At 65.1% G+C, this 9,163-nt stretch carries 12 protein-coding genes; 7 read left to right on the top strand and 5 right to left on the bottom strand.

Annotated features, from left to right (window positions below; all coding sequences use genetic code 11):
* From BJF77_RS17650 to BJF77_RS17665, 4 genes are all read left to right on the top strand, one after another.
* A partial coding sequence (locus BJF77_RS17650) for a M23 family metallopeptidase (protein WP_139318638.1) occupies window positions 1-387 on the top strand: 387 nt, incomplete at its 5' end.
* Window positions 375-977, top strand: coding sequence for a hypothetical protein (locus BJF77_RS17655; RefSeq protein ID WP_255396351.1), 603 nt, complete (start codon window positions 375-377; stop codon window positions 975-977). The genes BJF77_RS17650 and BJF77_RS17655, both read left to right, overlap by 13 nt.
* Before the next feature lie 58 nt (window positions 978-1,035).
* Entirely contained in the window at window positions 1,036-1,254 is a 219-nt protein-coding gene (locus BJF77_RS17660; RefSeq protein ID WP_075872984.1) for a hypothetical protein, read from the top strand.
* 175 nt (window positions 1,255-1,429) lie between these two features.
* Window positions 1,430-3,040, top strand: a complete 1,611-nt coding sequence (locus BJF77_RS17665) for a replication initiation protein (protein ID WP_255396352.1) — start codon at window positions 1,430-1,432, stop codon at window positions 3,038-3,040.
* Window positions 3,041-3,121: 81 nt separating this feature from the next.
* On the opposite strand, the gene BJF77_RS17670 is transcribed toward BJF77_RS17665, so the two are convergent.
* The 4 genes from BJF77_RS17670 to BJF77_RS17685 form a co-directional block, all read right to left on the bottom strand.
* Entirely contained in the window at window positions 3,122-3,754 is a 633-nt protein-coding gene (locus BJF77_RS17670) for a Fic family protein (protein WP_075872986.1), read from the bottom strand.
* Window positions 3,747-3,944 carry an antitoxin VbhA family protein gene (locus BJF77_RS17675; RefSeq protein WP_075872987.1) on the bottom strand — a complete coding sequence of 66 codons (198 nt, stop codon included), beginning with the start codon at window positions 3,942-3,944 and terminating at the stop codon, window positions 3,747-3,749. Before BJF77_RS17675 ends, BJF77_RS17670 begins: the two co-directional genes overlap by 8 nt.
* Before the next feature lie 236 nt (window positions 3,945-4,180).
* Complete coding sequence (locus tag BJF77_RS17680; RefSeq protein WP_075872988.1) at window positions 4,181-4,777, bottom strand: hypothetical protein; 597 nt, start codon at window positions 4,775-4,777, stop codon at window positions 4,181-4,183.
* 92 nt (window positions 4,778-4,869) lie between these two features.
* Window positions 4,870-5,106, bottom strand: coding sequence for a DNA-binding protein (locus BJF77_RS17685; protein ID WP_075872989.1), 237 nt, complete (start codon window positions 5,104-5,106; stop codon window positions 4,870-4,872).
* Window positions 5,107-5,810: 704 nt separating this feature from the next.
* On the opposite strand from BJF77_RS17685, the gene BJF77_RS17690 reads away from it, so the two are divergent.
* Entirely contained in the window at window positions 5,811-6,581 is a 771-nt protein-coding gene (locus tag BJF77_RS17690) for a ParA family protein (RefSeq protein ID WP_075872990.1), read from the top strand.
* Window positions 6,578-6,928, top strand: a complete 351-nt coding sequence (locus BJF77_RS20285) for a hypothetical protein (protein ID WP_139318639.1) — start codon at window positions 6,578-6,580, stop codon at window positions 6,926-6,928. The genes BJF77_RS17690 and BJF77_RS20285 overlap by 4 nt, the downstream gene beginning before the upstream one ends.
* Before the next feature lie 469 nt (window positions 6,929-7,397).
* Here the strand turns inward: BJF77_RS20285 and BJF77_RS17695 are convergent, their stop codons facing one another.
* The gene (locus tag BJF77_RS17695; protein WP_075872991.1) at window positions 7,398-7,727 is read right to left on the bottom strand and encodes an Lsr2 family protein; all 330 of its coding nucleotides are present in this window, start codon (window positions 7,725-7,727) and stop codon (window positions 7,398-7,400) included.
* A 406-nt stretch (window positions 7,728-8,133) separates the two neighbouring features.
* On the opposite strand from BJF77_RS17695, the gene BJF77_RS17700 reads away from it, so the two are divergent.
* Window positions 8,134-9,075, top strand: a complete 942-nt coding sequence (locus tag BJF77_RS17700; RefSeq protein WP_075872992.1) for a DUF1837 domain-containing protein — start codon at window positions 8,134-8,136, stop codon at window positions 9,073-9,075.
* Window positions 9,076-9,163: the final 88 nt, after the last annotated feature.

A 9,163-nucleotide genomic window follows, 5' to 3' on the forward strand; every position in this document is an offset into this window, starting at 1 on the left:
CCCGGCTGGGCCAACCAGCACGAGGGCGTGGACATCGCCACCCCCGGGGCCGGCCAGGGGAACGGTGGAGTCGTCGTGGCCCCGACCGCCCTGCGGATCACCGGGTTCAACGCCACCGACGGGTGCGTGATCGCCAAGGAGAACGGGGACGACCCCGACTTCGGCTTCGCCTTCTGCCACCTGCACTCCTGGGACGTAGCCAAGGGCCAGAAGCTCGCCCGCGGCGACGTCATCGGCACCGAGGGCAACCGCGGCCGGTTCGGGATGGCCACACACCTGCACTTCGAAATCTACAAACCCGACGCCCCCGACCTCGTCTTCCCTTACCAGGGGCACAACATCGACCCCGAGCCCATCCTCAAACAGAAAGGAGCATGGCCGAAATGACCCGACCCCGCCTGATCACCGCCCTGACCCTGTGCATCCTGCCCCTCACCGCCTGCGGGCCCGAGACAGCACAACAGGCCAGCGAGCAGACCACCACCCCCACCACGGCCACTGCCTCCCCCACCGAGCTCACCGTCGGGCAAGGAACCTTCCCCGACCCGGACAACGTCGATCGCAGCGACGTGGAAGCCACCGCAGAGACCGCTGCCCTGATCATCCACTCCTGGGACACCGCCACCGACTGCACCCAGACCGCGGCCGCCATCCGCGCCAAACCGTTGATGTCGGAAGAGTGGGCGAACAACCAGATCGAGCCTGAACGCAACGGCAACCAGGCCGCCTGGCTGGAACCAGCAGAACACCAGGCCTACAGTTCCCCCAGTCTCGTACCGGCCGTCGGTGACGTCTCCCGCGACGTCGCCAAGGACAAAGCCATCCGCGCCTACGACCTCACCTGGCAATGGATCAGCCGCGACGGCCACCAGATCGAAGCCACCGGCCAACGCCAAGTCGTCATCTACCTCGAGAAGCACAACGGGCAGTGGGACGTCGTCGGCCACCAGTCCCAAGACATGGGCAATACCGAGTAAGCCCGACACACCCTCGAAAGTCCTAGCGCTAGTACAAGCGATATGAAAGGGTGAGCGTATGACGGAGTACACACCGCCCAAGCTGCTCGGGAAGCGAGTGGCATTCAGCATGCGCATCCTGCCTGAGCAGCACCGCCGTGCGGCGGAGAAGGCGGCCGCCCTGGGCCTGTCCCAGGCGGACTACGTCGGCGCTCTAATTGATCGTGACTACGGATTGCCGAACGCACTTGACGACCGGCAGAACGCTGAGGAGCTCCCCATCACTAAAACCGCTTAAACGACTGACGGCCCGCCGTGGAGGGCGGGCCGTCGAAGTCAATCAGCTGTCGCAAGTTTGCCGACCGAGACAGCTGGTTCAACAGAAACCGGATGAGAACCGCATATGAACCCATTACCAGGGGACTGTTGTGTCCCCTAGTGTACCTGAGGCGCGTCCGCAAGTGGACCCCGCCTTGCTGGATGTTGTCCTTTTTTGCCCCGAGACGCCGGCCCGCCGCTTCCTGGCGCACCACCGGATCGAGTACTTCCGATGCGGTCAGACCAAGTCGCAGGCGTTCCCGAACCGTGGGCGGCCTGCTGGTGAGTTCGCGTTTGTCCAGCTCAACCCGGCGGATTGGTTGAACTTCCTTGTCGTCGACGTCGATGACGAGGCCGCGTTGTTGAACCTGATGCACCCGGCCGTGCCCGAGCCGACCTGGATCATCGAGAACCCCGAGACCGGTCACGCCCAGGCCGGGTGGGCTATCGAACCGGTCTACCGGGGCGAGGGTGCTCGGCCGGGTCCGATCCGTTACGCGGAGGCGGTGCAGCGGGCCCTGGACCGGCTCGTGGACGGGGACCTGTGCTTCACCCGTTACCTGGTGCGCAATCCGGCTGCTGAGTTCCCGGCCGGGCGCGTGTGGTGGGGACGCAGAGCCAGCCCGTGGTCCCTGGGTGATCTCAAGGCGCACATGGCCGAGTACATCGACCCGTTCCACGACGAGGCCATCGACGGCCCCGCAGCACCGGCCTGGGACCCCGGTACGACCCTGCTGGGCCGCACCGGCATTCCGCGGGTCCCCGTCGTGGACACCGCCACGGAGGTGGGGCGCAACACCGCGATCTTCCGCGCCACCCGCCGGTGGCTGTGGGACCGACGGCAGCTCCACCACCAGACCCCGACCGAGGCCGCCTCGATCGCCCACGCCCGAGCGCTCAACGCCCAGCTGCCCGACCCCCTCTCCGATAGCGAGGTGGCCTGCCTGGCCCGCTCGGCCGTCCGCCAGGTCAACGCAGGCAAAGGACGCCCCACCTCCACCAGCGGCTCTGATGCCGCACCTGAGTACCTGGCGAGCATGGGACGGCGCGGCGGGAAGGCCCGCACCGAAGCCAAGGCGCGCGCGGCGGCGAACAACGCCGGAAAGGCCCGCCAAGCCCGCACCCACCGTGCCGGGCAACTGAAGGCTCAGGCTGCCCGGTTGCGGGCGGCGGGGGCGACCTACCGGGCCATCGCCGAGGCGGTGGGACGCACCGCACGCACTGTGATGGCGTGGCTGAAAAACGAGCCCGCCGCCCCCGCTGGCGACACCGTGGACGAGGGTGAAGTTCTCCAAGCAACAGGTATTGGTTCCGCCGGCGCTGGGCGCCCCGACCCCTCCCCTAGCCTGGTAGTGCCCCCCGCAGCTGCTGATGGTGAGGATCCCTCCGTGACGACTGAACCTGCCTACCAGTGGCCTGAAGGCGTCCTGCCCGGAGAACTAGACCCCGACTTCCGGGATCGGCTCCGCCCCGAGCACCGCGGCCTCACCCTCTGGGTGCCCCTGGACTACCTGGAGGACCACCCCATCGGCTCCGGGTACTGGTCTTTCACGAACGCTTCCGACTACTGGGAGACGGTCAAGGACGGACCGTTCCACGGCGCTGCGCTGGGTGGTCGGGAACTGCACGTGACTCAAGTGGGTGCCCGGGTAGGCGAACTCCACGGACTGCGCTTCCCACACCTGACGGCCGTCACCTATGAGGTCACTCGAGTCGCCGGCGACTCCTGCTGGTCAGCGCGGTTCCCCGGCTACATTGTCCACTGACGGGTCGCGTCCGAGCTGAGTGTCGCAGTGTTCTCGGGGGCTTCGCGTTGCCCGGGCCTGTCCGACCGTTAGCTGGTCCGGTCAGGAACGCGGCCGACGGTGTTGAGGCGCAGGAGTGAGGATCACCGCGAACATCTCCTGCAAGGTAGCAAGGTCATGGTTCTCGGCCGCGTCCCGGGACGCAGCGTCGTTGACCGCCCCGGTGACCTGGGCCCAGTCCAGCCACCAGCCGGCGGCTACGGCCAATGAATCGAAGAAGAAGCGCTGGGTGCGCCCGTTGCCCTCCCGGAACGGGTGGAGATAGTTGACCTGGTCATAGTGATAGGCCAACCGTTCGATGAACCGGTCCCGATCCAGGTGCTGCAGGTAGCGGTCTTGGCGTAGCTGGTCGAAGACGAAACCGGCCGAGCGGGCGATCATCGACACCGGCAGGAACGGCTGCGCACCTGGGACCGTCTTGCGCAGATCCACGGTGCGCAGCTGCCCCGCCCAGGGATAGATGTCCTGGAACAGGTGACGGTGAATGGCCTGCAGCTCGGCCAGACCTCGGGTAGGCGCCGGTGGATGGCGCCACAGCTGCAGGGTGCGGACCACCACGAGATCAGCTTCCGCGGCGGCGAGCTCTGTCGCGGTGCGGGCGCCGATCAAATTGGTCAGGACCCCGGTGTGCGGGTCCAGATACGGGTCACGGTGCGGACTGGGGGCCTCACTCAAGGCCGTAGCGGGCGCGCGTGCGCCGAACCAGCTCCTCGACCTCGAGCCCACCCTCGGCGAAACGATCCAGCTCCGCCCGGGTCGCTGCAGTGACGTGGAGTCCCTCCATGGCCGCACTGTGCACCACGGAAGCCACCTGCCGTGCCCGATCCACCTCAAGAGCCGGCGGCAGAATGTGCTGCTGCGCCATGGAACCTCCCCGGTCGGTGTGCTGGGCCGTGCTGTGCGTATCAGTCTATCAAGGCGTCCCTGGCCAGCGACGGGCCACCACACCCCCGGGTTCCCGTCCGGGCGGACCCGCCGACTACAGCTCACTGTGCGGCGAAATGCCGGGATGCCAGAGAGCATTAGACGCCACCCGCCACGTTTTACCGGTGCTGTGGCGTATCGAAGAGTGACTAATGGCCTGCTCAGCGGCCGCTTCCCTCAGGGCTTTCGGGGCGGCTCGTTCTGTGCTGCCGTTTCCAGGGCATGCACCCTGTCACGGGCGGTGGTCAGCTCGGCCCGCAGCCGCTGCGCTTCGTGCTCGGCCTCCTCACGCCGACCCTGTTCATGAGCGTGCGCCCGGCCCTGCACGGTGGCCTCCGCACGGGCGGCCTGCGTCTCGGATCGTGCCCCCTCGAGGTCAGTCTGCAGGAGCTGGACCTCGTGCAGCGCCTGGTCCCGAGCCGACTCCGTCGCGGTGACCGTGGCGGTCAGCTCGAGCACCTGGGCCTCGGCCCGCTCCCGGGCTTGCTGCGCCGACTGGGCCTCGGTGCGAGCTTCCTCGAGGTCGGCCTCCAGCCGCTGCGCGCGCGCCACGGCCTGACCCCGGCTGGCCTCCACTTCGGAGACCTTCGTGACCAGCTCGGCGGCCTCGACCTCGGCCTGGACCCGCCGGCCTTCCTCCCGGGCGCGTTCCTCCTTGGCCGTGGCCGCTTCCGCCCGTGCCGTCACCAGAGCGGCACGAGCAGACTCCAGCTCGATCTGCAGCCGCTCGACGTCGTGCAACGCCTGCTCCCGGCCGGTCTCGGCTTCGGTCACCGCGGTGACCAGCTCCGCAGCCTCCGCCTCGGCCTGCTCCCGGCCGGCCCGCGCCTCGGCAGCGATGTGCTCGACCTCGGCCCGCGCCGTGCTCAGGGCCGTCCCCCACGCCCCGCGCAGGCCCGGGCCACCGCCTCCGGCGGCTCGGGCACGGACTGAACCTGGGCGCGGGACTCCCGCCAGGCCCGGACCCCATCCGAGGCGTCCTGCATGGACACCTGCGCCGCCCGGCGCACCGCGGCCACCGTGATGCGCTCCTCCGCCTCCGCGAGACGGTCGCACGCCGCGAACACCCGCTCCCGCGCGCTGCGCTGGATCGCCTCCGTCATGAGAGAACCTCCGTAGTAGTAGTAATCTTACTACTACTACTGCAAAAGTACATGGGCGTTGTGCCGGCACCCGCGGTCACGCCCATCGGCACATCCCTCCCTCGGTCGCGGCCCGTGACTCCTCCTGTAGGAGCGCGGCCTCGCGTTTCAGCGCCAGATCGGCCCGCCTCCTTCCTCGTCGAACGATGGCTGCCGCGCATTTCTACGGCCCTGACGGGCCTCCGAAACACTTGCCCAAGGGGAAGTCGGCGCCACCTTGGTGCCATTCCCCTACTCCACGTCTCGTTTGTAGAGATCCCCCGCTTCTGACAGGGAGCTGGGGGCGTTCCGGACGCAACAGGGGATATGGAGAAGGAGGCCAAGAACGCGATGGACGCCGGGAAGGTGCCTTGGCACCTCGTCGGCAGACTGCTCGGTGGCGCAGAGCGATAGATACACACGAGCTCAACCGCCACAGGCGATGGTGGCCGCACGGCAGACGACGCCGACTACTGGGGCTCCCTCTGGGGCGGGTCGCTAGGCAAGAAACAAGCGTGGCACTCACTGCGCCCTCGCTAGGCGCATGAACGCCCGACGGAACGATGTACCAAGGGCCTTCGAATTAATGGTAGATAGCAAGATAAATAGAGCTCTATATATATGGCTGGCTAGTTAGCCTTCGAGCTATATGGCAAGCTCCCTAGCTGTCTTGGTACCGTGCAACCATGCAAACCCTCATGGTGTACAGCGAATCCGGCGGAGTCACCAAGACCACCACCGCCGTCTCCCTAGCAATGGTCGCCGCCGCCGAAGGGCGTCAAGTCGTACTCGTTGATCTCGACCCCCGCGCGGCCTCCACCAAGTGGTTCGGGGTGCAGCCCTCGGCGGAAGGAATGCACATTGGGGCAATCCTGGGCGATGAGAACCCCGAAGGCTGGGCCGAGGATCTCGCGGTGCCCAGCGGGTGGCACCCGAACCTCCGGGTGATTCCCTCGGCCCGCAATGTCTCCAACCGTGAGGCCGATCGGGCCGATCATGCGGAGCTGCGGCTGAAGATCTCTCTGACCGGTCTGCAAGCGGATGTGGTGGTCATTGACTGTCCCAACCGGCAGGGTGGCCCGTTGACGCTGTCGGCGTTGAACGCGGCGGACACCGTGGTCTACGCCGCCACCGCCACCAGCGATGGCATCGACGGGGTGGACGGGGCCCGGCGCACGGTCGCCCAGTTCCGTCGGCACCGCCAGCAGCTCGGCGCCCCGGACACTCTCACGGAGGCCGGCATCGTCGTCGGTGGGGTGAAGGAAACCATCATGAGCCGGGCGGCGGTGGCCAGCCTCGAGGAGCTGCGGGCCACGGGGTTGTTCCTGGAGCCGTTGATCCCGGACCGGGCCATCGTCCAGGAGGTGCGGATTTCGGGGGAGTGGTACGGCCAGTACCGCAAGGGCGCCCGCGTGCTGGACGCCTACACTGCGATTGCGAAGCAGGTGCTGCGATGACCGACAAGCCGGAGCGTCCCGCCTCATTGCAGCGCCGCCGGCCGCGCCCGGCCCCGGATGAGCACATCGACCCGGTCGACTACACACCCCCACGCACCACGACACCCCAGCCCGCGACGCAGGAGGTGTCGTCCCCGCCGCTGCAAGCGACACCGGCGGCGGAACCCCCGTCGGCCGCGCCTAAGCGCGGGCGTGGCCGGCCTCGTCGCGAGCCCACGATCCAGCTGGGTGTGCGGGTGGCCCAGGACGTCTCCGATCTGATCGAGGAGCTCACCGAGCACGACGGCACAGCGAGAGCGGTGATCGAGAACGCGGTGCGCGCCTACGCCCAACAGATCAACCGGTAGTACCCGGACCCCCGATAGGGGGGTGCGGATGCGGGCGGCTTTCCCCTGGTCGGCGAGGAAGGAACCCGGCTCACCGTTGGTGGTGGGCCGGGTTCTCTTCTTCTGGGGACAGGCGGCGGGATGGGGCGAGTGGTCCCGGGGGTCTTTGATCGATGCGGATGCCCGCCTCCTTCCGCAAGGAGCCAGGGCCAACCCCCAGTAGGATCCGGTCTCGGGGGCCAAAGGGACGACCAGCGCTGTCCGATCTGGACGCGGGGCGTCCCGGCGGCCTCGTTCCGGGCAAGGACCGTCAGCCTGTCACCGGCTTTTCACCGTGCGGAGGGGACCACGGTGAGGGCCCCCGGTACTCGACCCCTGCCCCGAGACGTTCCGCTTCGATGTCGCAGCGGTGGCCCGCAAGCGCCAGCCTCTGCTGTCGCAGATCACCTGGACAGGCTCGAGGGGCGTGTCCAGGTGGGGGAGTGGGTACCTACTGGGCGGCGTAGTAGGCGTCCTTGATGGACTGATGAATACGGCCGCGGTCGGAGATCTGGTGGCCGTTCTCCTTGGCCCATGCCCGGATCTTCGCCGTCTCCGGGTTACCACCGGAGGAGGAACGGGACCCGGTGACCCGGGCGGACTTGCCCTGGGCCCGCCGGCCGGAGGCGGCGTAAGGGCGCAGGGCCTCCCGCAACTTCTCCGCGTTAGCTGCCGACAGGTCGATCTCGTACTGCCGGCCGTCCAGGCCGAACTGGAAGGTCTCATCAGCAGGACCACCCTCGAGGTCGTCCTCCAGAATGATCTGCACGCTCTGGGCCATCACAGCACCTTTCCCTTGATCTCATCGTGTCTTGCGCTGGAATACGCTCACAGTCAGTAACCCCGGCACCGACCTAATTGCATACATGCTCTCTGGAGGGGGCAGCAGAGTCCCCGAAGTTCTAAGTCGGTAGCTCGAGAAACCTGATCCGCTTCTTCCGGCACCCTTCCACGATCATCACACAGCGAATCCATCCGCCGACCACCGTGATGACGTAGCATGCCACCTCATTGGCGAAGAACTCTGGTCGACACGTTGGGCACGATTTCAAGCAACCGGGACACCCCATGGAGTATCCACCCTAGCTTACGGATCAATGTCGATTCAGGACGCTTCACCGAGTCGCAAAGGTCTCAGACTTGCTCTGCGGTACCGTTGCCCAAAGCCTACCCGTAGGAGTACCGGATTGACTGCCGCCGAGGAAGAGTTTGACCTCAAGACCGCGTTCGCTGAGCTGGTACAGGGAGACTGGTCGCGCTTTGATCACCTACTGCATGAGCCAGTCGAACCGCAGGTTATCGCCGACACTAAGGCCACGATTCGATGCCATTACTTGGCTAGTGACCCATCAGGGAACCCCAGGGTTAAGCCACTGGCCCGACAGCTCTCCAAGCAAATTCTACGTTTTTGCACACCCAGAAGCAGGCTCAACTCAATCAAGTCTATCGATGATGAACTTGAGCGGGATGAGGCGATGACCGAGGCAGTTTTGAACGCAAGGCGTCTTTTCACCACCAAGCAAGAAAATACCGGCGAAGGTGGTGAACTTCTCCTATACATTCTTCTTGAAAGACATCTCCAAGTTCCACAAATCCTCAGCAAGCTTTCACTGAAGACAAATACGCAAGTGCAAGTGCACGGGTCCGATGGTATTCACGCCAAGTTGGAGGAGGACCATACGCTGGGGCTTTACTGGGGCGAATCTAAAATCTACAAAAATTATACGAGTGCTTTTGCAGACTGCTTCAATAGCAGTGCCCCATTCCTCATTGGATCAGCTGATACGCAAGACCTCTTTCTGATCAAAGAGTACGCAGACTTAGGCGATTTAAACTTACGTCATGCCATTTTAGATTACTTTGATGAGGCTCATCCCAAGTCTCAAAAACTCGATGTACGCGCTGCATGTCTTATTGGATTTTCTGTAGACGAGTATCCAGTTCTTCCAGCCGATATAGAAGCAGCGCGTATTGCTATTCAAAACGACCTCACTAAATGGAGTGCTAACATACTGGGGCATATCCAAAAGCATGGTATTTCAAACTATCAAGTTGAAGTATTTTTGATTCCTCTGCCTAACGAAATCGAGTTTCGCGATTCGATCAGGAGCGCCCTTAGTGAATCCTAACGATTTTGTTGCCAAGACGCTTGAGCGTCCAGGCGTACGTAGCGCTGTTGATTACTCGGTTCGAACCTCATTGCTCAACTCAATCCCC

It is taken from the genome of Kocuria sp. CNJ-770, assembly GCF_001942375.1.
Classification (GTDB): Bacteria; Actinomycetota; Actinomycetes; order Actinomycetales; family Micrococcaceae; genus Kocuria; species Kocuria oceani.